This is a genomic window from Novosphingobium sp. HR1a, assembly GCF_015594425.1.
GTDB classification, from domain to species: Bacteria; Pseudomonadota; Alphaproteobacteria; order Sphingomonadales; family Sphingomonadaceae; genus Novosphingobium; species Novosphingobium resinovorum_A.
Map to the genome: position 1 here is coordinate 35,390 of NZ_JABXWS010000036.1, position 22,159 is coordinate 57,548.

Below are 22,159 nucleotides of genomic sequence, written 5' to 3' on the forward strand. Positions count from 1 at the left end.
CTGCTTCGAATGGCACCATAGCGGGTCACGTGAGCGCCGCCTATTGCCGCGCGACGCGCCCCGGCGATGACCTCAGGGCGCCGGACTCTCGACCTCGAGGATCAGGCGCGTCAGCACCTGCCCGGCGATCTTCCAACCCTCGACCGTGCGCACGCAGGTCTCGTGATAGTGACCGTAGCCGGTTAGCGCGAAGTCATCCTTGACGACCCGGTCCTGCATTGCCCAGACCACCTGGGCGCGGTCGCCATCGATATCGATCTGGGGAGAGTGGACGTGGTGCGCGGTCTTCGCGTTCGCCAACGCCGTACTGACGATCGTGCAGATACGCTCGCGCCCCTCTTCCCGGGAGCCCCCGCTAGGCCGCGTATCGAGCACGCAATCCTCGGTGAAAAGCTGCTTCCAGCCCTCCCAGTCCTTGGTGTCGAGCATGCGGCAATACGCCGCCTTGAGGTTGCAGATGGCGAGCCAGTCGGCAAAATCGGGAGCCGCCATCGCTCAGACCTCTGCCAGCCGCTCCGCCGCCAGCTTGCGCAGCTCGGCGGTCTTGATCTTGGCACTGCCGGTAGTTTCGAGTTCGCCCTCGGCCACGAAGAGAATGCGGCGCGGCAGCTTGTAGCTAGCCAGCTTTTCCTTGGCGAAGTCGCGGATCGCCTCTGCGCTGGGGCTGGTGCCCTCGACCGGGACGATGCAGGAGACGACGAGTTCGCCGAGCAGTTCATCAGGCACGCCCACCGTCTGCGAGACCTTGACTTCGGGGTGCGCGCGGATGACCTCGTCGATTTCGAGCGGCGAGACATTGGCGCCGCCGGTCTTGATGATGTCGTTGAGGCGGCCTTCCCAGAACAGGCGGCCTTCGCCGTCCACGTAGCCGCCATCGGCGGTGCGCAGGAAACCGTCGCCGTCGAGCGATTCATCGAGCGGGATGCCGAGGTAGCCCAGCATCAGCGTCGGTCCCTTGACCGCGATCTCCCCGCGCTCGCCCAGCGGCATCGTAGCGCCAGTCATCGGGTCGACGATCTTGATCGTGGAACCGGCCGTCGGAATGCCGTGGGACTTGCCCGCGATCGCCTCGGGCGTGCCTGAACGGAAGACCGAGATCAGTGTGAACGTCTCGGTATTGCCGTAAGCCTGCCCGGGCTCGACCCATGTGCTGTTGACCGTGGGCTGGCGCGAGATCGGCTGGTTCCTGCAGACGTAAACAAGAGAGGCCAGATCGACGTCGAGGTAATTCGGTGCAGCCTCCAGCTGAGCCCACTGATGCGGCCAGGCGAGCGCCATGTTGGCGCGCTCGGCGTCCATAAGCTCCAGCGCCTCGGCGGCATCGAACCAGCGCTGCAGCACCAGCGTCCCTCCGCGCGAAAGCGTACCGCCCAGCGCCATCGTGAAGTTGCCCGACCAGAAGAAGCCGTTCGCCGACCACGTGCGGGCGGGAAGATCATCGGAAATCGCATACCACTGCGGCCAGCGCCAGAGTTGCAGGCACACCGCGCGATGCGCGCTGAGGATGCCCTTGGCCTTGCCGGTCGAGCCCGAGGAGAACAGCAGGATGCCGGGATCGGCGGGTGAGACCGCATCTGCGGCGGCGAGAACCAGGTCTTCGGCCACATCGCGGCCGCGCGCGAGGAAGGCGCCCGGCCCCTCGATCATGCCCAGCGGCTCGTCACTGTCGACCATCGCCGCATAGCGCAGGAACGGGAACGTGCGCGAGGCCAGCGCGCCGGGCTTGGCGGTCATGACCTCTGGCTCCAGCCCGGCCAGCATTTCGGCGAAGTCCTTCTTCAGCACCGAGCGCTCGAGCAGCAGCACCGACACGCCCGAGGCCTTGAGCACCACTTCCAGCTCGGAGGGCGTGAAGAACGTGCTGATCGGCGTCGCCACGCACCCGGCCAGCGCCGCACCGAACACGGCGGCGAGGAATTCGGGGCGGTTGGTCATCAGCACGCCCACGCGCGTGCCCTTGCCGGTGCCGAGCGCCAGCAGCGACTTCGCCACTTCCAGCGAGCGGGCGTAGAGATCGTCGTAGGTCCAGCGCACGACCTCCCCGCCAAGGTGGATCACCGCAGCCTCGCGCGGGCCGTAGCGCGCGGTGACCTCACGCACGTAGCCGCCCAGCGTCAGCGCGCCGATGCCCTGCTCCTCGCCGAGAGGAATGCCGTGGACGACCGAAAGGCCGTCCACCACCTTGACCGAAGCCGTCATGCCGTCCTCTTCGCTCTGCTGACGTCAGGCGTTCACGTCGACGATGAAGCGGCCCTTGACCTCGCCCGACATGAACTTCTTCGCGGCCTCCACCGCATCACCAAGGGCGATGGTCTGGCCGATGGTGTCGAGCGAGGCGGGATCGAGATCCTTCGCCAGACGGTCCCATGCCTTAAGGCGCTTGGCCTTCGGCGCCATGACGCTGTCGATGCCGAGCAGTGCCACGCCGCGCAGGATGAAGGGCATCACGGTCGCGGGCAGGTCCGCGCCCTGTGCCAGACCGCAGGCCGCCACCGCGCCGCCGTACTTCGTCTGCGCGCAAGCATTCGCAAGGGTGAAACTGCCCGCCGTATCGACGACGCCAGCCCAGCGCTCTTTCTGCAGCGGCTTGCCCTTCTCGGCCAGTTCGGCGCGGTCGATGATGGTTTCGGCGCCGAGCGCCTTGAGATAGTCCGCCTCGCCCGGCTTGCCGGTCAGCGCGGCGACCGAATAACCGAGCTTCTTGAGGATCGCGATGGCGACCGAGCCGACGCCGCCGGTGGCGCCGGTGACGAGCACCTCGCCCTGATCCGGGGTTACGCCGAAATCGACGAGCGCATCGACGCACAGGGCAGCGGTGTAGCCCGCCGTACCGATCGCCATGGCCTGTGCCGGGGTGAAGGCCGAAGGCAGCGGCACCAGCCAGTCGCCCTTGAGCCGCGCCTTTTGTGCGAGACCGCCCCAGTGGACTTCGCCCACGCCCCAGCCGTTGAGGACGACGGTGTCGCCCGCCTTCCAGTCGCCATGGCTGCTCTCGGTCACGGTGCCGACGAGGTCGATGCCGGGCACCATCGGGAACTTGCGCACGACCGGCGAGGCGCCGGTGATCGCGAGGCCGTCCTTGAAGTTGAGCGTTGAGAAGGCGACGTCGATGGTCACGTCGCCTTCAGGCAGCGCGCTTTCGTCCAGCTGCTGGAGGCCGACGGTCTGGCCCTGTTCGGTCTTGTCGATGACGATGGCGGAAAACATCTCTGGCGAACTCCCTCTTCGGCCCGATACGGGGTCGAACTCGCCTGCCGTGCTGACGGGTTCGGACCCCATGCGTCAATGCCGGCGGGACATGGCATCGCGGAGGCGAAATGGAAGTGGCTCGCCGAGGGGGGCTTCGACAAGCTCAGCCTGAGCGGGAATTGAGAGGTTTACGTTACCTCCGCTCACCCTGAGCTTGTCGAAGGGTCAGGCACGGCCAGTCGAAGCCCCCTCGCGCAAACCTCGAACGCGAGACTACGCAGCCCCATCCTCCGCCGCCAGCCGCGCCGCCACTTCGGGAAAGCGCGAGGCGTTCATCGAGCCGTACATCGAGAGGCGCAGAATCTCATGGCTGAAGCGCTTGGTGAGGGCATTGCGCTCCTCCTCGTTCGCGGCATGGGCGCGCGCGAAGATCGGCCAGAAGAACACGCCGGCAAGGTTCATCACCGAGAACACCTCGGCATCAATCCCCGGCATCGCCAGCTTGGTATCGGCAAAGCGCTGCAGCGATCCCGCATACTCGCGCCAGAACGGGTCCTGGCTGGGGTCGGGCGAGGCCAGCACCTGCTGCAGCCAGACGCGGCAGATTTCCGGGTTCTCCATGGCGAAATCGCACAGGCGGTCGGTGAGCGCGGCGGTGTCAACTTCCTCGACGCGGCGATCGCCGATCGTCTCGGGATCGCCGAACACGGCGCGGAACAGCTTGTCGGAGACCCACTGAATCGTCGCCTCGATCAGCTTCTCACGCGTTTCGAAGTGCTGGTAGGCAGTGCCCCGGTTGACGGCCGCCAGATGCGCCACCGCAGAAAGGCTGACCCCCTCAAGCCCGTCCTTTGCCAGCAGGTTGCTGGCCGCCTCGAGGATCGTCTCGCGCGTCGCGATCGGGTCTCTGACCCTGCGCCTGGTCCTCGCTTCCATGTCTGCCCCCGATTACCCGTAAAAAGGGGGCGGCTATAGCGGGGGCGTCACTGAACAGCAATGTTGACCGGGATGTGATACACAATCGATAGCAAAATGCCGTGGGGGCGTTGTGCCGCGAATGCAGTTCTTGCGTCAGACCGCCCGTCATCCCGGCTAAGGCTGGGACCGCTGGCGGCCTGACGAAAGCTTGCGCCGAGGCTTCGGCGAATGACGCTGCGGCCTCACGCAGGCTTGCATGATGGCCACAACGGTCCCAGCTTTCGCTGGGATGACGACGCAGTGGGCGAATGAAGGGGCCGCGCTCAAACCAACGCCGCGACCTCGCGCAGCACCATGTCAGCGTGTTCCTTCCGGCAGATCAGCAGGTCGGGCATGTAGACGTCCTCGCGGTTGTAGACCAAAGGCGAACCGTCGATCCGCGAGACATGCAGCCCCCAGCCGAGGGCGACAGCCGCAGGCGCGCAGCTGTCCCACTCGTACTGCCCGCCCGAGTGCAGGTAGATGTCCGCCTGCCCGAGCAGGATAGCCATTGCCTTGGCCCCGGCCGAACCCATCGGCACCAGTTCGGCACCGATCGTCTCCGCCACGCTGGTAGCCTCTTTCGCGGGCCGGGTGCGGCTCACGACCATGCGCAGCTTTTCCGGCGCGGGCGGAACCTCGCCCGGCTGGTCCGAACGCAGCACGAGGTCGGCGCCCGGCAGCGCCACTGCGCCCAGCACCGGCACGCCGTCCACCGCAAGGCCGACATGGACCGCCCAGTCGGCGCGCTCCTCGCCGTATTCGCGGGTGCCGTCCACGGGGTCCACGATCCATACGCGGCTCATGGCCAGGCGCTCGGCGTTGTCCTTCTCCTCCTCGGAGAGCAGGCCGTCCTCGGGACGCTGCTCACGCAGGGCGTGGCAGAGGAACTGGTTGGCGGTCTGGTCGCCCGCCTTGCCCAGTGCTTTCCCGCCGAACAGGCCGGAGCCACGCACGCTGAGGAGGATCTTGCCCGCTTCGTCCGCCAGCTTCGCCGCGAGATCGCCGTCGGTATAGGACATCAGGCGTCTCCCAGCAGGGTGTTGACGATGAGTTCGGCCGCTTCCTCGGGCGAGATGACCGTCGTGTCGATCCGCACCTCGGGATTGCGCGGCGCTTCGTAGGGACTGTCGATGCCGGTGAAGTTCTTCAGCTCACCGGAACGCGCCTTCTTGTAGAGGCCCTTGACGTCGCGCGCCTCGGCAACCTTCAGCGGGGTGTCGATGAACACCTCGATGAATTCACCCTCGGGCAGCATCGCGCGCACCATCTCGCGGTCCGCCTGGAACGGCGAGATGAACGCGGTGATGACGATCAGCCCTGCGTCGGTCATCAGCTTCGAGACTTCGCCCACGCGGCGGATGTTCTCGATGCGGTCGGCCTCGGTGAAGCCCAGATCCTTGTTCAGACCGTGGCGCACGTTGTCCCCGTCGAGCAGGAAGGTGTGCCGGTTCATCCGGTGCAGCTTCTTCTCGACCATGTTGGCGATCGTGGACTTGCCCGAACCCGAAAGACCGGTGAACCACAGCACGGCGGGCTTCTGGTTCTTGAGCCCCGCATGCTGCTTGCGGTCGATGTCGACGGCCTGCCAGTGGACGTTCTGCGAACGGCGCAGCGAGAAGTTGAGCATGCCCGCCGCGACGGTGGCGTTGGTCATCTTGTCGATCAGAATGAAGCCGCCGAGCGTGCGGTTCTCGGCATAAGGCTCGAAGACGACCTGCTTGTCGGTGGTCAGTTCCGCCACGCCGATGGCGTTGAGGTCCAGCGTCTTGGCCGCCATGTGCTCCATGGTGTTGACGTTGACCGTGTACTTGGGCTCGGCCACGGTCGCGGAGACCTGCTGCGTGCCCAGCTTGAGCCAATAGGCGCGGCCAGGGATCAGCGCCTCGTCGGCCAGCCACACGATCGTCGATTCGAACTGGTCGGCGGTCTGCGGCGGATTGTCGGCGACCGAGATGACCGAGCCGCGCGAGCAGTCGATTTCATCTTCGAAACACACCGTAACCGACTGGCCGGCAACGGCTTCGTCGAGATCGCCGTCATAGGTAACGACGCGGGTGATCGCGCTGGTCTTGCCCGAGGGCAGTACGCGGATCTTGTCGCCCGGCTTGACGCTGCCGGTGGCGATGAGGCCCGAGAAGCCGCGGAAGTCGAGGTTGGGACGGTTCACCCACTGCACCGGCAGGCGGAACGGCTTGTCGGCATCGACCGAGGAGAGAACCTCGACGGTTTCGAGGTGCTCCACCAGCGTCGGCCCCTTGTACCAGGGCGTATTGGCCGAAGGCGTGGTGATGTTGTCGCCCTTGAAGCCGGAGATCGGCATCGCGGTGAAGCTGTCGATCCCGATCGACCTGGCGAACTCGGCGTAGTCCTTGACGATGCCGTCGAACACGGCCTGGTCGTAGTCGACGAGGTCCATCTTGTTCACCGCCAGCACAATGTTCTTGATGCCGATCAGGTGGCACAAGTACGAATGGCGGCGCGTCTGCACCAGCACGCCCTTGCGCGCATCGATCAGGATCACCGCGAGGTCGGCGGTCGAGGCGCCCGTCACCATGTTGCGGGTGTACTGTTCGTGGCCGGGGCAGTCGGCGACGATGAACTTACGCTTCTCGGTGTTGAAGAAGCGGTAGGCCACGTCGATGGTGATGCCCTGCTCGCGCTCGGCGGCGAGGCCGTCGACGAGGAGCGCGAAGTCGATCTCCTGCCCCTGCGTGCCGACCTTCTTGGAGTCGGCGGTGAGCGCGTCGAGCTGGTCCTCGAAGATCATCTTCGAATCGTAGAGCAGGCGCCCGATCAGGGTGGACTTGCCGTCGTCGACGCTGCCGCAGGTGATGAAGCGCAGCATCGTCTTGTGCTCGTGCTGGACGAGGTAGGCGTCGATGTCCTCGGCGATGAGCTTGTCGGTGACGTAGACCGCTTCCTTGGTGTCGATATCGGCCATCAGAAGTACCCCTGCTGCTTCTTCACTTCCATGCCGGCGCCGCCGGCGTCCTTGTCGATGGCGCGGCCCTGTCGCTCGCTGGTGGTCGTGAGGAGGGTTTCCTGGATCACCTCGGGCAGCGTCTTCGCCTCGCTCTCCACTGCACCCGTCAGCGGGTAGCAGCCCAGCGTGCGGAAGCGGATCGAGCGCTCTACCGGCACTTCGCCGTCCTTGAGCGGGAAGCGGTCGTCATCGACCATCAGCAGCATGCCGTCGCGCTCCACGGTGGGGCGCTTGTCCGCGAAATAGAGCGGGACGATGGGGATGTCGTTGAGGTGGATGTACTGCCAGATATCCAGCTCGGTCCAGTTGGAGATCGGGAACACGCGGATCGATTCCCCGCGCGCCTTGCGGGCGTTGTAGAGGTTCCACAGCTCCGGACGCTGGTTCTTCGGGTCCCAGCCGTGCGAGGAGGTGCGGAACGAGAAGATGCGCTCCTTGGCGCGGCTCTTCTCCTCGTCACGGCGGGCGCCGCCGAAAGCCGCATCGAAGCCGTACTTGTCGAGTGCCTGCTTCAGACCTTCGGTCTTCCACATGTCGGTGTGGAGCGCGCCGTGGTCGAAGGGATTGATGCCTTTCTCGGCCGCTTCCGGGTTCTGGTAGACCAGCAGCTCCATACCGCTGTCGCGCGCCATCTTGTCGCGCAGGTCGTACATCGCCTTGAATTTCCACGTGGTGTCGACATGGAGCAGCGGGAACGGCGGCGGCGAGGGATAGAACGCCTTGCGCGCAAGGTGCAGCATCACCGCGCTGTCCTTGCCGACGGAATAGAGCATCACCGGCTTCTCGGCCTCGGCGACGACTTCGCGGATGATATGGATGGCTTCGGCCTCGAGTCTGTCGAGGTGCGTCAGGGTCTTCATCAGGATCTCTGGTCCTTTGGCCTTCGCAGGGTCGCCCTCTTGTTGGGCTCGAATCGCTCTTTGCAAGGATGACAAATCGCAGAACCTCCCATATGGGAGGGAGATATGGCTCTGACATCCAACGATGAGACAGATTTGCTGCTGCCGCTGATAGCGGGGATTGGCGACAAGGCGCAGTTTGCCGAGTTTCTCGAGCGCCTGCGTCGCCGGAGCGATGCCGAGTACGTCAGCATCGTGATGAAGCAGGGCGACGGCCCGCATGCCCAGATCACCGACTTCCACGCCGGACGCGACTTGCGCAGCGAGGCGCGCGAACTCGATCCGTTCGAGATGCATGCGCTGGAGCGCCTGCACTACGACCAACTGCGCCCGGGCCGCGTCTACAGCGTCGGCGAGTTCGTGGACCACGATCCCGTCTTCCGGGCCGACCGCCTGGCCAAGATGGCGCGCCTCGGTATCGCCGACGAGCGGGTGGTGCGCCTGCCGCGTGTCGCGGAGACCGATGCATGGCTTATCCTCGCCCGCGCTAAACCTTGCGAGGCGGCGGACAGCGCCCTGCTCTCCTCGCTCGCGCCTTACGTGGAGGCCGCGCTGCGCAGCTATGTCGCGCTGGAGCACCACCGCATCCGCGCCAGCGTCAGTGCGCAGGGCATGGCGCGCAGCGCTACGGCATGGATGGTGTTCGACCGCGAGGCGCGGCTATTGGCCATCGACCCGCGCCTCGATGCATGGATGCGCGGGAATCTCGGCTACACGCCGCGCGTGGGGGAGCGCCTGCGCGATCTCGGCGTCCATGCGGAGCGTGAACTGGGCGGGGCAGCCGTGCTGTTCGCCTCGTCGACGCCGCCCCCGCCGCGTGCAGTGATGCTGCATGAGGACCCTCGGCTGGAAGCGCTGCTGACGGCCACCAGCGACATGCCGCGCCCCTCGATGCTGGCGCTGTGCCGCCTGCCCAATGCAAGAACGCCGGCGAGCGTGGAGCGCCTCACCCGCCTGTTCGACCTGCCCCCGCGCGAGGCGCAGCTGGCGATCGCGCTGAACGAGGGGCAATCTATCGCCGAGGCGGCCGAAAACATGGGCCTGACGCTGGAAACGGCGCGCAATTATTCCAAGCGCCTCTACGCCAAGCTGGGCGTGCGCGGGCAAGCGGAACTGGTGCGGCTGGTCAGCGACAGCGTGGCGGTGATGGGGTGAAGTGCGGAAGAGCCCACCCCCAGCCCCTCCCGCAAGCGGGAGGGGGAATCTAGCCGGAGACGCCCCTCCCGCAAGCGGGGGGAGCGAGACTTGGCGATTTATCGCCTAGTCGCGGCGGGGTGGGCCTTCGAGCCTCACCCCCAAAGCGCCTCCGCCGCCGCCAGCCCCTGCTCGCCGCGCCCGCCCAGTTCGGCGGTCAGCAGCTTGAGGCGATAGGTCCACAAGTGCAGCGGATGTTCCAGCGTCATGCCCATGCCGCCAAGGAACTGGTGGTAGTCGTAGCACACCCGCTTCGCCGCCTCCTGCGCATGCAGAAGGGCCAGCGCGGCGTCGCCGGGATCGCCGGTCCCGGCCGCACGCAGGGCGAGCCAGTAGACCGAGTTGGTCATGACCTGGTCTTCGGCCAGACGATGCCGCATGCCCTGAAAGGTGGCCAGCGGGCGGCCGAACTGCTTGCGCTCTGACGCGTAAGTCACCGTAGACGCCAGCGCCGCGCCCAGCAGGCCCGCGGCTTCGGCCGCGCTTCCCACGCGCCACGACCGCAGCACTTCGGCAGGATCGACCTCATACGCAGTCATCGCATCCGGCAGACCGGTCAGGAACGCCACGGGATAGGCATAAAGCGCATCCTCCTGCGCCGCCGCGATCACACTCTCGTCCGCCTTGAAGCTGCGCACGCCCGAAGGCCCGACGATCACGACGCTCGCCCCCGGCCGCAGGAAACGCACCGGACCAGCCGTGCGCCCCTCCTCGACCAGACACAGCGGACGCGGCAGGTCCGGATCGATCAGCGGGCGTACGAAGGACGAGGCCGCCGCCTCTAGTGCAAAGGGCAGCCGCGCCAGCTTCTCCACCACCAGCGCGGCGGTGACGGGGCCGAGTTCCTCGACCATCAGCACGTCGAGAAACCCGTTCTCGACCAGCGCCGCGTCAAGTTCCGCGCTTTCGAGCGTGAGGCCGGCATCGTGCAGCGGAACGCCCGCGTAAGGCCGCGCGAGGCTGTCGATGAAGTCGAGGACCTGCCGCTGGTCCTCGTTGAGGGACAAGTGCATCAGCGCGGCTCCCGAGGCAGTTCCAGCACGTCGCTGGCGATGATGTTGAGCTGGATTTCCGCCGACCCCGCCGCGACGCCCGCGACGATCCCGCGCTGGTGGTGCATCTTGAGATACGGCGAGGCCCCCGCGAGAGCTTCGGGCAGGAACTCGACGACGAATTCGCACACCGCCCGCTCGGCCATGACGGTGGCGTAGCGCGCGGAACTGGACTCCGCACCGATCGCGAGGCCCTCGACGCGCTTCTGGACGACGGCGTAGTTCGCCGTGCCCGCCGCCTCGCACAGTGCGGCACAACGCGCCGCCTCGATCCGCACATGTTCGCGCGCAAAGCGCCCCTGCTCCTTGAGCATCGCCACCGCCCGATCGAGCGCCGCGCGCGCCAGCGTGAAGCGCGGGATGCCGAGCCGCTCGTTGCGCAGCGAATAGGCGACGATCTCCCATGCCTGCCCTTCCTCGCCGAAGCGGGCGGTTTCGGGCACGGTGACGTCGTCGAAGAAGACCTCATGGATGTCGCCCTCGCCGATCAGCGAGGGAATCTGGCGCACGGTGATGCCGGGCGTGTCCATCGGCACCAGAATGATGGTGATGCCCTTCTTGCGGTCGTCGCTGGTGCGCGTCAGCAGGAAACAGGTGTCGGCGAGGCCCGCATAGCTGGTCCAGATCTTCTGGCCGCTGATGACGTAGTTGCCTTCGGTCAGCGTGGCTCGCGTCCGCAGCGAGGCTAGGTCCGACCCGGCGTCAGGTTCCGAAAAACCCTGACACCACAGCGATTCCCCGCGCGTGATCGGCTCGAGGTAGCGGGCCTTCTGCTCGGGCGTGCCGTACTTCTCCAGCGTCGGGCCGATCCAGTTGACGTTCATGTACTGGCCGCCGCGCGGCTCGCCGGCGATCCACATCTCTTCGGAGAGGATCTGCTGTTCCCACGGGCCGAGGCCCTCGCCGCCCATCTCGACCGGCCAGTGCGGGAAGAGGATGCCCGCTTCCGCCAGCTTGACACAGAAGTCGCGCGCGAAGGCGGTCAGCGCCGGGGACGCAGGGCCGTGTTCCGAGAACTTCTCCCAGTCCGCAGGCAGGTTGGCGTGTAGGAAGTCGCGGATCTTGTGCCGGAAGGCGTCCTGCCCGGCGGTCCATTCGAATTGCATCGGGGCGGCGCCCTCCTCTCAGCCTTTCGTTAGGCACAGGCAGCCTCGCCCCACAACCGCCGGGGCGTCGGAATCGCTGGCGCGATTGCGCATCGACCACTTGTGCTGGAAATCACCTGCGGAGTACCGCAAGGACGCAGCGAAGAGATACGAAAGGACACGGGTGAGCGAGAAGGCATTCGTCGCGGTGGCGAAACTCGATGAAGTTCCGCAGGGCGGCAAGAAAGTGGTCGAGGTGGGCGGGATCAGCGTGCTCCTCGTCGGCGCGCGGGATCAGGTCTACGCGGTGCGCAACTTGTGCAGCCACGCCTACGAAACGCTTGAATGCGGCCGCGTGCGCGCGGGGTGGATTTCCTGCCCGGTTCACGGCGCGCGTTTCGATCTGGAAACCGGCAAGCCGATAAACCCGCCCGCCTCGATGCCGATCGATACTTATGAAGTGCGGATCGAGGGCGACGTGATCGAGGTGGCGGTCTAACCTCCCGATATCGCCCGCGCGTACCGCCCCTTATGGACGCGCCGCCGTGCCCCGTGCTTGGACGGTCTCCATGACCGATACGCCCGATCTCGAAGCGCTGCGCCGCGAAGTGCGCGCCTTCCTAGCCGCCGAGGCGCCGACCGGCTGGCGCGACGCGAGCCGCACGCAGGACGACTTCGTCCGCACCCAGCGCGACTGGTTTACGCGGCTGGTTTCGGCAGGCTACGCCATCCCGCACTGGCCTGCCACGTTCCCCGGCGGCGGCCGCAGCCTGGCCGAGCAGAAAGTGATCTACGAGGAACTGGCGAAGGCAGACTGTCCGCGCCTGCTGCTCTCCTTCGTCTCGACGTACCATGCCTTCGCAACGTTGCACGAATGTGCGACCCGGGAGCAGCAGGACCGCTACCTCCCGCGCATCCTCGAGGGCGAGACATGGTGCCAGGGCTTCTCCGAGCCCGGCGCCGGATCAGACCTCGCCGCCATCAAGACCAGGGCGGAGCGCAAGGGCGACGTCTACGTCGTCAACGGCCAGAAGGTCTGGTCGACGATGGCGCAGTTCGCGCAACGGTGCCTGCTGCTGGTGCGCACCTCCTCGGACGGCCCCAAGCAGGCGGGCATCACGTACCTGCTGATGGACATGAAGGCACCCGGCGTCTCTGTCCGCCCGATCCACCAGATCCAGGGCGACGAGGAATTCGCCGAGATCTTCCTCGACAATGTGGAAATCCCCGTCTCCGAGCGCGTCGGCGATGAGGGCAAGGGCTGGGCCGTGGCGCAGGCGACGCTCGCTTCCGAGCGCGGGCTGACGCTGATGGAGTTGTCCTACCGCATGCGCGGCGCCCTGTCGCGCGTGGCCTCGCTGATCCGCGAGCACGGACACGAGGACGATCGCGGAGTGCTGCGGGATTTCGGCGAACTGGTGACGCAAGTGGACGCCGTGTGCGCCGTCGCCGACCAGTTCCTGGACAACCGGATCAAGGGCATCGAGCGCATTGGCGACGCCTCCATCATCAAGAACAGCTACAGCCGCGCGCTCAGGGCCTATGCGAAGCTGGGCCTGCGCCTTGGCGGCATCGCGGAGCAATACGTAGCGCCGATCACCTTCGGCGACCTCAATACCGGCAACTGGATGGCGGACTTCATGAACTCCTACGCCTGGACCATCGCCGGGGGCAGCGAGGAAGTGCAGCGTAATATCATCGCCGAGCGCATGCTCGACATGCCGCGCGAGCCGAAAGCCTGGGTGGCCTGACATGATCGAACTGAACGAACTGACCGACGCCGCGCAGAAGGCGTTCCCCGCCGACGCACTCTCCCCCGGCCGCGATGAAAGCTGGCGGCTGGTGGCGGAGATGGGCTGGCTGATGGTGCGCCTGCCCGAGGAAGACGGCGGCCTCGGCCTTGATCGAGAGGCTTCCGCCGCGATCCATTTCGAGATGGGCCGCGTGCTGGCGACGACGCCGCTGATCCCGGCGCAATTGGGCCTGCAGGCCGTGCTGGCGAGCGAGATTGCGGCGCGGGTCGAGTGGCTGGAACGGCTGGCGGGGGGCGAATACGCCCCCCTGCACCTGCTCCCCGCGAAGCTGGAGGCGGCACCGAATGGTACGCTTTCGGGCGTAGTCGGCGGTGTGTTCGATGCGGACATGGCGGTGGCGGTCGTTGCGAAGCTGCCGGGCGGCTATGCCCTCGTGCCGACCGATGCGCCGGGTGTTTCTATCGTGGAGCGCGCGATCTGGGACCCCAGCCGGCGCCTGTTCGACATCGTTCTTGATGGATACGCGCCCGATCCGGCACTCATGCTCACCGATGCGGACGGCGCTGCAGCGCTGCACGACGCGCTGGCGCCCGAAGCGCACCTTGCCGTCGCCGCCGACTGCCTCGGTGCCGCGAATGCCGCATTGGAACTCACCATCGAATACATGAAGATGCGCCGCCAGTTCGACCGGCCCATCGCCATGTTCCAGGCTCTCAAGCACCGCGCCGCCGATATGAAGGCGCGCATTGCCGTGGCCGAGGCGCTCCTGTGGAACCGGGTGCGCGACGATGCCGCAACCCTCGTCCAGTGCGCCGCGGCGAAGACGCTGGCGGCCGAGGCCTTCGCATTCGTCACCGAAGAGGCGATCCAGCTTCACGGCGGCATCGGCCTGACCGAGGAACACCCGATCCACCGCTTCATGAAACGCGCGATGCTGAACCTGCAGCTTTGCGGATCGCCAGACCTGTGGAACGAGCGGACGGGGCGAGAGGCGCTGGGCTGACAGATCGGCCGGAGCAATTCGTCGTCCTGGACTTGATCCGGGACCGGTGGCTGTCTTTAGGCGCAGTTCATGCGGCAAGGTGTCTAAGCGACGGGTAGGCTGTTCACGGGCAGCGGTCCCGGATCAAGTCCGGGACGACGGTAAGCAACGCCCTGCCCCGCCGCTCGTTGTGCCGGGCATGGCCAAGACTTCCGGACACATCCGCGACAACATAGTCCTCTACGGCGCGCTGGCGGCGAACATGGGCATCGCCGTCGCCAAGTTCGTGGCGGCAGGTATCGGCGGCTCTTCCGCCATGGCGACCGAGGGTGTCCATTCGCTGGTTGACAGCGGTAACCAGATCCTGCTGCTCTACGGCCAGAACCAGGGCAAGCGCGCAGCCGACGCAGCCCATCCCTTCGGCTACGGGCGCGAGCTGTACTTCTGGGCCTTCGTCGTCGCGATCCTGATCTTCGCGGGCGGCGCGGGTATTTCGATCTACGAGGGCATCGCCCATATCCGCGAGCCCCGCGCGGTCGAGGACCCGACCCTCAGCTACATCGTGCTGGGCGTCGCCTTCCTCATGGAGGGCGCATCCTGGGCCATCGCGGTGAAGGAGTTCAACGCGGGCCGCGCCGGGCAGAGCTGGTGGCAGGCAATCCGCCGCTCCAAGGACCCGCCGGGCTTCATCGTCCTGTTCGAGGACAGCGCAGCGCTGATCGGCCTCGTCATCGCAGCGCTCGGCATCTGGGCTAGCGGCCACTTCGCAGAGCCGAGGCTCGACGGCGCGGCATCGGTTCTGATCGGCCTGGTGCTGGCGGCCGTCGCAGTGCTGCTGGCGCGCGAGTCCAAGGGCCTGCTGATCGGAGAGGCCGCCGACCCGGCACTGATTGCCGGGCTGCGCGGGGTGATGGAAGGCAACCCGCACATCACCTCGGTCAACCATGTGCGCACCGTCCACACAGGACCGGACGCGGTGTTCGTGGCGATCAGCGCGGACTTTGCCGACAACCTGCCGATGGGCGAGGCGGAAACGCTGATCGAAAACTTGGAGACGCGGATGAAAGCGCTCTCGCCGAAGATCACCTCGATCTACATCCGGCCCGAGAAGCGCGAGCAGGCGGTGCTGGGTTGAGTAAGGCCCACCCCTGCCCCCTCCCGCACGCGGGAGGGGAATGAAAGGCCACCGCTTCGCCCTCCCGCGTGCGGGAGGGCCGGTAGGCTTGAGAGCGCAGCGAACTAGCCGGACGGGGTGGGTATCAGATCGCCATCAGCCGCTTGACCTCCGCGACGATCTCGGGCGGCTGCACGAGATAGGCATCCTCCAGCTTCTTCGCGAAGGGCACCGCGCAATACGGCGCGCCGAGGCGACCGACCGGCGCCTTGAGCTTGCCGAACAGCACTTCCTGCGCGGTCGCGGCGATCTCCGCGCCAGGACCGAAGTTGCGGCCCGCTTCGTGGACCACCAACAGGCGTCCGGTCTTTTCGGCCGAGGCCAGCACCGTTTCCTTGTCCCACGGCGAGATCGTGCGCAGGTCGACCACTTCGACCGAGACGCCCGCCGCCGCCAGTTCCTCGACCGCCTGCATCACCGTGAACATCATCTGCCCGTAGGAGACGATGGTGAGGTCGCTGCCCGGTACGACCACGTTGGCCTTGCCCAGCGGGATCGGGCCCTGGTTGACCGGCGTGTCCATCGGCACGAACAGGGTCTTGACGCTTTCGATGATGATGACCGGATCGGGGTCCTGGATCGCCGAGAGATAGAGGCCCTTCATGTCGCCCGGGGTCCAGGGGATCACCACCTTGATGCCCGCGGTATGCGCGAACCACGCCTCGTAGAAGTCGGCGTGCTGCCCGGCGGTCTGGTTGCCGCCGCCGGTCATGGTGCGGATCACCAGCGGCACCTGGCTCTGGCCGCCGGACATGAAGCGCAGCTTGGCCGCGTGGTTCACGATCATGTCCATGGCGACGGTCGTGAAGTTCATCAGCATGATCTCGGCCACCGGCTTGTAGCCGGCCATGGCCACGCCGATCGCCGCGCCCATGATCGCCTGTTCAGAGATCGGGGTGGAGCGCACGCGGCTGGTGCCGAACTTCGTCGACAGCCCGCGCGTCACGCCGCAGACACCGCCGCCCTCGTTGTCAGCGATATCCTCGCCCAGAACGAGAACCTTGGGATCGGCTTCCATCGCCTCGCTCAGCGCGGCGTTGATGGCCTGCAGGCCGTTCATCTTCACCGTCTCGACGACGGGGGCTTCGAGAGTTTCAGTGCTCATGCCGGAATCTCCTCGGCAAAGACGTCGCGGCGCAGTTCGTCGTCGGACGGGAATTCACAGGCCATTGCGTAGTCGATGGCGTCGTTGACCTCGGCCTCGATCTTCGCGGTGAGTTCGTCGAGCTGCTCGGCACTGGCGACACCGTCGTCGATCAGCTTTTGGCGGAAGCGCGGCAGCGGATCGGCCTCGATCGCGGCGGCCTTTTCTTCCTTGGTCATGTAGGCGTCGTTGTCGCCGAAGACGTGGCCCATGAAGCGGAAGGTCTTGCACTCCAGCAAGGTCGGCCCTTCACCGGCGCGGGCGCGCTCGATGGCGGCGTGGGCATGGGCATAGACGTCGAGCGGATCGTTGCCGTCCACCGTGTAGCCCGGCATACCGTAACCGGCCGCGCGCTTGGCGATGAAGTCCACCGAGGTGCCGTTCTCGTAGCGGGTGTGCTCGGCAAAGCCATTGTTCTGGCACACGAAGATCACCGGCAGCTTCCACACCGAGGCGAGGTTCAGCGCCTCGTGGAAGGCGCCGATGTTGCTGGCGCCATCACCGAAGTAGGCGACGGTGACCTGCTTCGTGCCGTCGAGCAGCGCCGCCCAACCGAAGCCGTTGGCGATCGGCATCGAGGAGCCGACGATGCCCGTCGTCACCATGACGCCGGTCTCCGGGTGAGTGAGGTGCATCGGGCCGCCCTTGCCCTTGCAGGTGCCGTCGACGCGGCCGCAGATTTCTGCCCACAGGGGCCGCAGCGGCATGTCCTTGGCGACCATGTCGTGGATGCCGCGATAGATCGTGCAGATCTTGTCGTCATTGTTGAGCAGCACCGAGATCGCCGAGGGAATGCACTCTTGCCCGCGCGCCGAATAATATGGCGCGGTGATGCGGCCGCGGCGGATCTGCTGACGGGTGAGGTCGTCGTTGCGCTCGATGCGGATCATTCGACGGTAGATGTCGACCTGTGTGGCGGCGTCGGGGATGGCCCGGTTGGTTGGCGTTTCGCTCATGATTCCTCTCTCGGACAGCTCGTGGCTGCTGGGATGGCTGAACATTGGTTCAGGGCAGGCCCCGCTGGCAAGGACGGGCGAACCGCCCCTGCGGTATCTGCGTTTCAGAACACCTGGTTGCCGAGGCCGGCCGCGTGCTTGGCCGCGATCCAGCCGAAGGTCATCGACGGGCCGACACTCGCGCCGGCACCGGGATAGACGCGGCCCATCGGCGAGGCGGTGGTGACGCCGCAGGCATAGAGCCCCTCGATCGCCGAGCCGTCCTCGCGCAGCACTCGCGAATCGCAGTCACACACGACGCCGCCGTAAGTCCCGACGTCGCCGGGATAGACCGGGAAAGCATAGAACGGCGCCTTGTCGATCATCCCCATCGTCTGGTTCGGGCCGTCCTTGAAGAACGGATCGCCGAGGAAGTTGTCGTAGGCCCGCTCGCCGCGCTGGAAATCCTCGTCGCGGCCGCCGCGCACGAAGCCGTTCCAGCGCGCGACCGTGGTTTCCAGAGCGCCGGGAGGGACGCCGATGATCCCGGCCAGTTCGCCAACCGTATCCGCCTTGCGCATCCAGCCCGAGGCGAGCCACTTGGCCATGTTCTTCTTCGCGGTGCCCTTACCGGCGACGGCATATTCGTCCATGTACTGCTGGTCGAGGATCGCCCAGCTCGGCACTGCGGGCACGGTGCGGTTGCGCACCAGCATGGTCTCGCAGAACGCCTCGTAGGAGCCGCCCTCGTTCATGTAGCGCAGGCCCGACTGGTCGACCTGGATCGCATGCGGCTTGGCGGTGGTGCTCTGGGTGCCCGGCTTGACGTAGTCGGTGTCCCAACCGGGCGCATCGGTCATCTGGAAACCGACCATCTGGTCCATCTGCGCCAGCGCGGCCCCCTTCGCGGCGAGTTCGCGGTGCATGTCGCCGGTGTCGGTCTCGATGCCGTTGGACCACTTCGACTGCGTGCCCGGCATGTAGGTGTCACGCATCGCCTGGTTCATCGAGAACCCGCCCGCGTTCATCAGGATGCCCAGCCGCGCACCGATGCGCCAAGGCCTGCCGTCCTTCTCGGTGACGACGCCGACGGCCTTTTCGCCTTCCATGATGACTTCGCTGACGGGCGAATTAACGCGGATATCCGCCGCCTGATTGTCCAGAACCGCCTTGAGCATGCGCCCCTGCAAGGCCGCGCCGGCGGTGACCCAATGCTTGCCGGTCAGTTTGCCGAGGATGATCTTGAACCCGATCCCGACGATCAGCCGCTTGATCGCCCACGAATGCTTCGCGAAGGGCAGCTTCATCGCATCGTCCAGCTTGACCGGCACTTCGGCGAAGCCCTGACGCAGCTTGCCCGCCCATTCCTTGCCCAGCTCATTCTTGTCGAAGGGCAAAGCCGTAACGGTGCGGCTGGTCTTCATACCGCCGGGGAGTTCATCGTAGTAGTCGGGCCAGAAGCGGGAGCCGCGCTCCATCCTGACCCCCTGCGAAACGATGAAGTCCAGCATCTTCGGCGCTTCGACCGCATAAGTGCGGCGGCGCGCAGGGCTGGTGCCGGGGGATTCCGCATCGTCGGGCACCACCGCGTCGAGGTACTGGCAAGCGCGTTCCAGACTGTCCTCGCCGGGGGCCATGAAGCGGTTGCCGGGTATCCACATGACCCCGCCGGACTTCGCCGTGGTGCCGCCGATCCACTGCGCCTTCTCGAGGATCACGACGGTCTTGCCCGCCTGCTTCATCAAGAGCGCCGAAGCCATCGAGCCTGCGCCACTTCCTACGACCACCCAGTCGAAAGTCTCGTCGAACTGCGTCATCGTGCCGTAACCTCTCCGCCTAGCCGCGCTGCTGCGCATGCGTTCAGCCCGGTAGATCGAACTTCGCCCGCTTTGGCAACGCGAGGGGCAAAGGTTTCGCCGGAGCGAAAGGTTTGGGCAAAATCGCGTTTTCGCATGGCCCTCGATACCGCCCGGCCTATGACGCTGGAGGGAAGAGGAGACCTGCCGAAATGACCGATACCGCGCCCGCGCTGCCGCAGTTGGCCACGATCGATATGGCCCGCGAAGGACGGCTGCTGCGCATCACGCTCAACCGGCCCGAGGCGCTGAACGCGGTGAACCTCCAGCTTCACGACGATCTGGCCGAGGCGATGTGGTTCGCACAGGTCGATACCGGATCGGACGTCGTCGTGCTGACCGGCGCGGGCCGCGCCTTCTCGGCGGGCGGTGACCTCGACCACATCGAGAACAATGCGCGCAACCCGCACCTCTTCGACCACGAGACGCGCGTGGCCAAGCGCATCGTCTCCACCCTGCTCGACATCGACAAGCCCGTGGTGTGCCGGATGAACGGCCACGCGGTCGGCCTCGGCGCGACGCTGGCGCTGCTGTGCGACGTGATCTTCGCCGCCGAAGGCGCGAAGATCGGCGACCCGCACGTCGGCCTCGGCCTTGTCGCGGGGGACGGCGGCGCGGTGATCTGGGCGCAGCGCATCGGCCTGACGCGGGCGAAGGAATACCTGCTGACCGGCGACCTCCTTACCGCCGGCAAGGCGGCGGAGATCGGGCTGATCAACCATTGCGTCCCGGCAGATGAACTCGACGCCAGGGTGGATGCGTTCTGCGCGAAGCTGCTGGCAGGCGCGACGGTGGCAATCCGGGCGACCAAGATCCTCACCAACCTCGAACTCAAGCGGCTGGCGACGGCACTGATGGACGCCGGGATCGCCTACGAAAGCGTCTCGGTCCGCAGCATGGATCATCTGGAGGGCATTCAGGCCCTCAAGGAAAAACGCGCCCCGAAGTTCGTGGGCCGCTGACGGCGTTCACTTCGCGGGCGCAGGAGCCGGTCTTGGCGGCATCGGCGGTGGAGGCGGCGCCGGTCGCGGGAAATCGGGCACGGTCTTTCCTGTGGCAAGCACCTGTTTCGCGCACCATGCGAATGCTTCGGGCAACTGCGGCAGCCCGGCGGAGGCATCGCGGCCCTTGGACGCCGCGGTGAAGCGGCAGGCTGCGAGGCGATAGGCGTCATCCTGATAGAGCTTGATCATGTCGGGCCGAGTGAAACGAAGCACCGCCCCGACGCGCGGATCGTAAGGCACCCCGAACTCCCAGTAGGCGCCGCGCAGGCCGGTCGCATTATCGATGTCCCCGGCATCGACGTTGAGCGCCAGCGGCGCATCGTCCCCGCCCCAGGCCTTCTCGACGAAGGCATTGACGGGCGGTGCGCCCCTGGCAGCGGAGACAACCGACACCTTCCAGCCGGAAAACGCGCGCGTCGCATGGACTTTCGCGGGCGGCAGCACCCGCTCCCTGCCCGGGTATGGCCGCACCAGGGCCAAGGGCAGCTTGCCCTTCGCAAAGGCGCAGTCCGGACCCGGCACGTAGCGGATCAATTGCGAGGGAACGATCCCCGCGCCGCGCTCCAGCCGATCAGGGCGTACCGTCAGGCGGCACAGCGAAGCCGATTGCGCCTTGCGGTCCACAGACGCCAGCCAGTGCAGTTCGACACGGTCGGCGAAGACCCTGTGATAGAGGCCCGGAACGGCTGTCCCTTCGGTCAGGGCCTGCGCATCGCCATGCTCGATCAGCATGGGCAATGTTGCCGGGGTGTCCGGAAATACCGGAAATCGCAGCATGAAGAGTAACGGCAGTACGTGCTTTTCGTCCGCGAACATGCCCGGCTGCAGAGGCGCGGTATAAGTTTCGACTTGCGCGATACGGTCTATCGACGGCCCGTCTGGCAATACAGCTTGGGCCGCCAGATTGCTTGACATCGTCAGGCCCGCAATGGCCAGCCACCCGCGCAAGTGCATAACTTCCCCCGAAAAACATGCCCCGGGAGACCCTTTATGACGTAGCGTGCCGCTATGCCAGCGATTACCCGGGCACCACCCGATCGCCGTGCTCGGTGAACAGCGCAGTGTAGCAGGTGCCGAAGTCCTGCGCGTCGCTCTGCGTCAGTTCGCCCGACTTCGAGGCCGCGCCGATGGCGGCAAGAAAGGCCATCGGGTCGTCGGCTTCCACGTCATAGATCGCAAGGAATTCGTTGGGGTCCTCGCCCATCAGCCGCGCCGCGAGCTTGTAGCGCTGGGCACCCGCCATGCCGAACGTGTTGACCAGTTCCGGCAGGTGTCTGGTATCGTACCATTCGTGATACTCGGCCTCGCGACCGGGCTGTGGGCGGGTGAGCGCGACGAGCTTCATCTTCATGGGCAGTCCTTTTTTTCCGATTTCCTCGTCATCGAGGATCAATCAGCCCCGGCGACGACGCAAGCAGGCACTATCCGGCGTCCGAAAGCATCGCTCCCCCGCGCTTTCGCCGGAGCGATCTTACTGGAGCAGGCTGCTCGCCGCCGAATACTGCGCGGGATAGTCGGCGAAGACTTCGCTCAGCAGCGTCTCGGCAAGGGCGAGTTCGGCCCGCTCCATCGCCATGAACAGGCCGGTGCTGAAGTCCTGCCGCACGAACCCGCGAAGGATGTGCGTGGGCACGGTGACGTGGAGGACTTCGTGCATTCCGTCGCCGCCGGTGCGGCATTCCATGAAGAACGGCGACATCGAGCGGGTGATGATGAAGTCCCCGGCCCGCGCCACCTCACCGCCGCACTGATTGGAGACGGCAAGCTCTCCGCGCTTCACGAACCACAGGATAGACAGGTCGGTCTCGTCCTCGCGAATATGCTGGCGCGAACGGCGGAAGAACAGGTTCGCCGCCGAACGCTGGCGAATGATCGAGATCGCGCCCACCGCCTTGCGCTCCGAACGATCGCCAGGGCGTTTGTTCGGAGAGAGCCTGGCGGCGCGGGT

At 66.3% G+C, this 22,159-nt stretch carries 21 protein-coding genes; 6 read left to right on the forward strand and 15 right to left on the reverse strand.

Going from position 1 to position 22,159, the window contains the following annotated elements; genetic code table 11:
- Positions 1-72: 72 nt before the first annotated feature.
- The 7 genes from HWN72_RS08425 to cysD all read right to left on the reverse strand — a co-directional run bounded on the left by HWN72_RS08425 (position 73) and on the right by cysD (position 7,992).
- A complete protein-coding gene (locus HWN72_RS08425) occupies positions 73-492 on the reverse strand; it encodes a nuclear transport factor 2 family protein (protein ID WP_008833373.1) in 420 nt (139 codons plus the stop codon).
- Positions 493-495: 3 nt separating this feature from the next.
- Positions 496-2,199 (reverse strand): class I adenylate-forming enzyme family protein, encoded by a 1,704-nt coding sequence (locus HWN72_RS08430; protein ID WP_069707738.1) that lies wholly within the window; start codon positions 2,197-2,199, stop codon positions 496-498.
- A 24-nt stretch (positions 2,200-2,223) separates the two neighbouring features.
- Complete coding sequence (locus tag HWN72_RS08435; protein ID WP_008830317.1) at positions 2,224-3,207, reverse strand: MDR family oxidoreductase; 984 nt, start codon at positions 3,205-3,207, stop codon at positions 2,224-2,226.
- Between the two features lie 255 nt (positions 3,208-3,462).
- A complete protein-coding gene (locus HWN72_RS08440; RefSeq protein ID WP_008830318.1) occupies positions 3,463-4,125 on the reverse strand; it encodes a TetR/AcrR family transcriptional regulator in 663 nt (220 codons plus the stop codon).
- A gap of 305 nt (positions 4,126-4,430) precedes the next feature.
- Positions 4,431-5,168: a 3'(2'),5'-bisphosphate nucleotidase CysQ gene (locus HWN72_RS08445; protein ID WP_008830319.1), complete on the reverse strand. Its 738-nt coding sequence runs from the start codon at positions 5,166-5,168 to the stop codon at positions 4,431-4,433.
- Complete coding sequence (gene cysN, locus HWN72_RS08450; protein ID WP_008830320.1) at positions 5,168-7,090, reverse strand: sulfate adenylyltransferase subunit CysN; 1,923 nt, start codon at positions 7,088-7,090, stop codon at positions 5,168-5,170. The genes HWN72_RS08445 and cysN overlap by 1 nt, the downstream gene beginning before the upstream one ends.
- Positions 7,090-7,992 carry a sulfate adenylyltransferase subunit CysD gene (cysD, locus tag HWN72_RS08455; protein WP_008830321.1) on the reverse strand — a complete coding sequence of 301 codons (903 nt, stop codon included), beginning with the start codon at positions 7,990-7,992 and terminating at the stop codon, positions 7,090-7,092. The genes cysN and cysD overlap by 1 nt, the downstream gene beginning before the upstream one ends.
- A gap of 105 nt (positions 7,993-8,097) precedes the next feature.
- On the opposite strand from cysD, the gene HWN72_RS08460 reads away from it, so the two are divergent.
- The gene (locus HWN72_RS08460; protein WP_008830322.1) at positions 8,098-9,186 is read left to right on the forward strand and encodes a helix-turn-helix transcriptional regulator; all 1,089 of its coding nucleotides are present in this window, start codon (positions 8,098-8,100) and stop codon (positions 9,184-9,186) included.
- 134 nt (positions 9,187-9,320) lie between these two features.
- On the opposite strand, the gene HWN72_RS08465 is transcribed toward HWN72_RS08460, so the two are convergent.
- Both HWN72_RS08465 and HWN72_RS08470 read right to left on the reverse strand, forming a co-directional pair.
- Positions 9,321-10,238 (reverse strand): acyl-CoA dehydrogenase family protein, encoded by a 918-nt coding sequence (locus tag HWN72_RS08465; RefSeq protein WP_008830323.1) that lies wholly within the window; start codon positions 10,236-10,238, stop codon positions 9,321-9,323.
- Positions 10,238-11,383, reverse strand: a complete 1,146-nt coding sequence (locus HWN72_RS08470) for an acyl-CoA dehydrogenase family protein (RefSeq protein WP_008830324.1) — start codon at positions 11,381-11,383, stop codon at positions 10,238-10,240. The genes HWN72_RS08465 and HWN72_RS08470 overlap by 1 nt, the downstream gene beginning before the upstream one ends.
- Positions 11,384-11,546: 163 nt before the next feature.
- On the opposite strand from HWN72_RS08470, the gene HWN72_RS08475 reads away from it, so the two are divergent.
- From HWN72_RS08475 to HWN72_RS08490, 4 genes are all read left to right on the forward strand, one after another.
- A complete protein-coding gene (locus HWN72_RS08475; RefSeq protein WP_008830325.1) occupies positions 11,547-11,861 on the forward strand; it encodes a Rieske 2Fe-2S domain-containing protein in 315 nt (104 codons plus the stop codon).
- Positions 11,862-11,931: 70 nt separating this feature from the next.
- Entirely contained in the window at positions 11,932-13,113 is a 1,182-nt protein-coding gene (locus HWN72_RS08480) for an acyl-CoA dehydrogenase family protein (protein WP_008830326.1), read from the forward strand.
- A gap of 1 nt (position 13,114) precedes the next feature.
- Positions 13,115-14,119, forward strand: a complete 1,005-nt coding sequence (locus HWN72_RS08485; protein ID WP_008830327.1) for an acyl-CoA dehydrogenase family protein — start codon at positions 13,115-13,117, stop codon at positions 14,117-14,119.
- 178 nt (positions 14,120-14,297) lie between these two features.
- Complete coding sequence (locus tag HWN72_RS08490) at positions 14,298-15,233, forward strand: cation diffusion facilitator family transporter (RefSeq protein WP_037519447.1); 936 nt, start codon at positions 14,298-14,300, stop codon at positions 15,231-15,233.
- 124 nt (positions 15,234-15,357) lie between these two features.
- Here HWN72_RS08490 and HWN72_RS08495 read toward each other — a convergent pair whose 3' ends face one another.
- The 3 genes from HWN72_RS08495 to HWN72_RS08505 all read right to left on the reverse strand — a co-directional run bounded on the left by HWN72_RS08495 (position 15,358) and on the right by HWN72_RS08505 (position 19,168).
- A complete protein-coding gene (locus tag HWN72_RS08495; protein WP_069707740.1) occupies positions 15,358-16,377 on the reverse strand; it encodes an alpha-ketoacid dehydrogenase subunit beta in 1,020 nt (339 codons plus the stop codon).
- A complete protein-coding gene (locus HWN72_RS08500; RefSeq protein WP_008830330.1) occupies positions 16,374-17,372 on the reverse strand; it encodes a thiamine pyrophosphate-dependent dehydrogenase E1 component subunit alpha in 999 nt (332 codons plus the stop codon). The genes HWN72_RS08495 and HWN72_RS08500 overlap by 4 nt, the downstream gene beginning before the upstream one ends.
- A 104-nt stretch (positions 17,373-17,476) precedes the next feature.
- Positions 17,477-19,168, reverse strand: a complete 1,692-nt coding sequence (locus HWN72_RS08505; protein ID WP_211150029.1) for an FAD-binding protein — start codon at positions 19,166-19,168, stop codon at positions 17,477-17,479.
- Positions 19,169-19,359: 191 nt separating this feature from the next.
- Between HWN72_RS08505 and HWN72_RS08510 the strand changes: the two genes are divergently transcribed.
- Positions 19,360-20,169 carry an enoyl-CoA hydratase/isomerase family protein gene (locus HWN72_RS08510; protein ID WP_211150030.1) on the forward strand — a complete coding sequence of 270 codons (810 nt, stop codon included), beginning with the start codon at positions 19,360-19,362 and terminating at the stop codon, positions 20,167-20,169.
- A gap of 6 nt (positions 20,170-20,175) precedes the next feature.
- Here the strand turns inward: HWN72_RS08510 and HWN72_RS08515 are convergent, their stop codons facing one another.
- The 3 genes from HWN72_RS08515 to HWN72_RS08525 form a co-directional block, all read right to left on the reverse strand.
- Entirely contained in the window at positions 20,176-21,126 is a 951-nt protein-coding gene (locus HWN72_RS08515) for a hypothetical protein (protein WP_211150031.1), read from the reverse strand.
- 103 nt (positions 21,127-21,229) lie between these two features.
- Complete coding sequence (locus HWN72_RS08520) at positions 21,230-21,562, reverse strand: hypothetical protein (RefSeq protein ID WP_008830590.1); 333 nt, start codon at positions 21,560-21,562, stop codon at positions 21,230-21,232.
- 120 nt (positions 21,563-21,682) lie between these two features.
- Positions 21,683-22,099, reverse strand: a complete 417-nt coding sequence (locus HWN72_RS08525) for a hypothetical protein (RefSeq protein ID WP_008830589.1) — start codon at positions 22,097-22,099, stop codon at positions 21,683-21,685.
- Positions 22,100-22,159: the final 60 nt, after the last annotated feature.

Bases quoted from the DNA above. Each gene is read 5' to 3' on its own strand.
- cysD (WP_008830321.1), bottom strand. From the start codon at position 7,992: ATGAAGACCCTGACGCACCTCGACAGACTCGAGGCCGAAGCCATCCAT.
- HWN72_RS08495 (WP_069707740.1), bottom strand. From the start codon at position 16,377: ATGAGCACTGAAACTCTCGAAGCCCCCGTCGTCGAGACGGTGAAGATG.
- HWN72_RS08490 (WP_037519447.1), top strand. From the start codon at position 14,298: ATGGCCAAGACTTCCGGACACATCCGCGACAACATAGTCCTCTACGGC.
- HWN72_RS08500 (WP_008830330.1), bottom strand. From the start codon at position 17,372: ATGAGCGAAACGCCAACCAACCGGGCCATCCCCGACGCCGCCACACAG.
- HWN72_RS08460 (WP_008830322.1), top strand. From the start codon at position 8,098: ATGGCTCTGACATCCAACGATGAGACAGATTTGCTGCTGCCGCTGATA.
- HWN72_RS08435 (WP_008830317.1), bottom strand. From the start codon at position 3,207: ATGTTTTCCGCCATCGTCATCGACAAGACCGAACAGGGCCAGACCGTC.
- HWN72_RS08520 (WP_008830590.1), bottom strand. From the start codon at position 21,562: ATGAAGATGAAGCTCGTCGCGCTCACCCGCCCACAGCCCGGTCGCGAG.
- HWN72_RS08430 (WP_069707738.1), bottom strand. From the start codon at position 2,199: ATGACGGCTTCGGTCAAGGTGGTGGACGGCCTTTCGGTCGTCCACGGC.
- HWN72_RS08485 (WP_008830327.1), top strand. From the start codon at position 13,115: ATGATCGAACTGAACGAACTGACCGACGCCGCGCAGAAGGCGTTCCCC.
- HWN72_RS08510 (WP_211150030.1), top strand. From the start codon at position 19,360: ATGACCGATACCGCGCCCGCGCTGCCGCAGTTGGCCACGATCGATATG.
- HWN72_RS08440 (WP_008830318.1), bottom strand. From the start codon at position 4,125: ATGGAAGCGAGGACCAGGCGCAGGGTCAGAGACCCGATCGCGACGCGC.
- HWN72_RS08465 (WP_008830323.1), bottom strand. From the start codon at position 10,238: ATGCACTTGTCCCTCAACGAGGACCAGCGGCAGGTCCTCGACTTCATC.
- HWN72_RS08480 (WP_008830326.1), top strand. From the start codon at position 11,932: ATGACCGATACGCCCGATCTCGAAGCGCTGCGCCGCGAAGTGCGCGCC.
- HWN72_RS08505 (WP_211150029.1), bottom strand. From the start codon at position 19,168: ATGACGCAGTTCGACGAGACTTTCGACTGGGTGGTCGTAGGAAGTGGC.
- HWN72_RS08425 (WP_008833373.1), bottom strand. From the start codon at position 492: ATGGCGGCTCCCGATTTTGCCGACTGGCTCGCCATCTGCAACCTCAAG.
- HWN72_RS08515 (WP_211150031.1), bottom strand. From the start codon at position 21,126: ATGTCAAGCAATCTGGCGGCCCAAGCTGTATTGCCAGACGGGCCGTCG.
- cysN (WP_008830320.1), bottom strand. From the start codon at position 7,090: ATGGCCGATATCGACACCAAGGAAGCGGTCTACGTCACCGACAAGCTC.
- HWN72_RS08470 (WP_008830324.1), bottom strand. From the start codon at position 11,383: ATGCAATTCGAATGGACCGCCGGGCAGGACGCCTTCCGGCACAAGATC.
- HWN72_RS08445 (WP_008830319.1), bottom strand. From the start codon at position 5,168: ATGTCCTATACCGACGGCGATCTCGCGGCGAAGCTGGCGGACGAAGCG.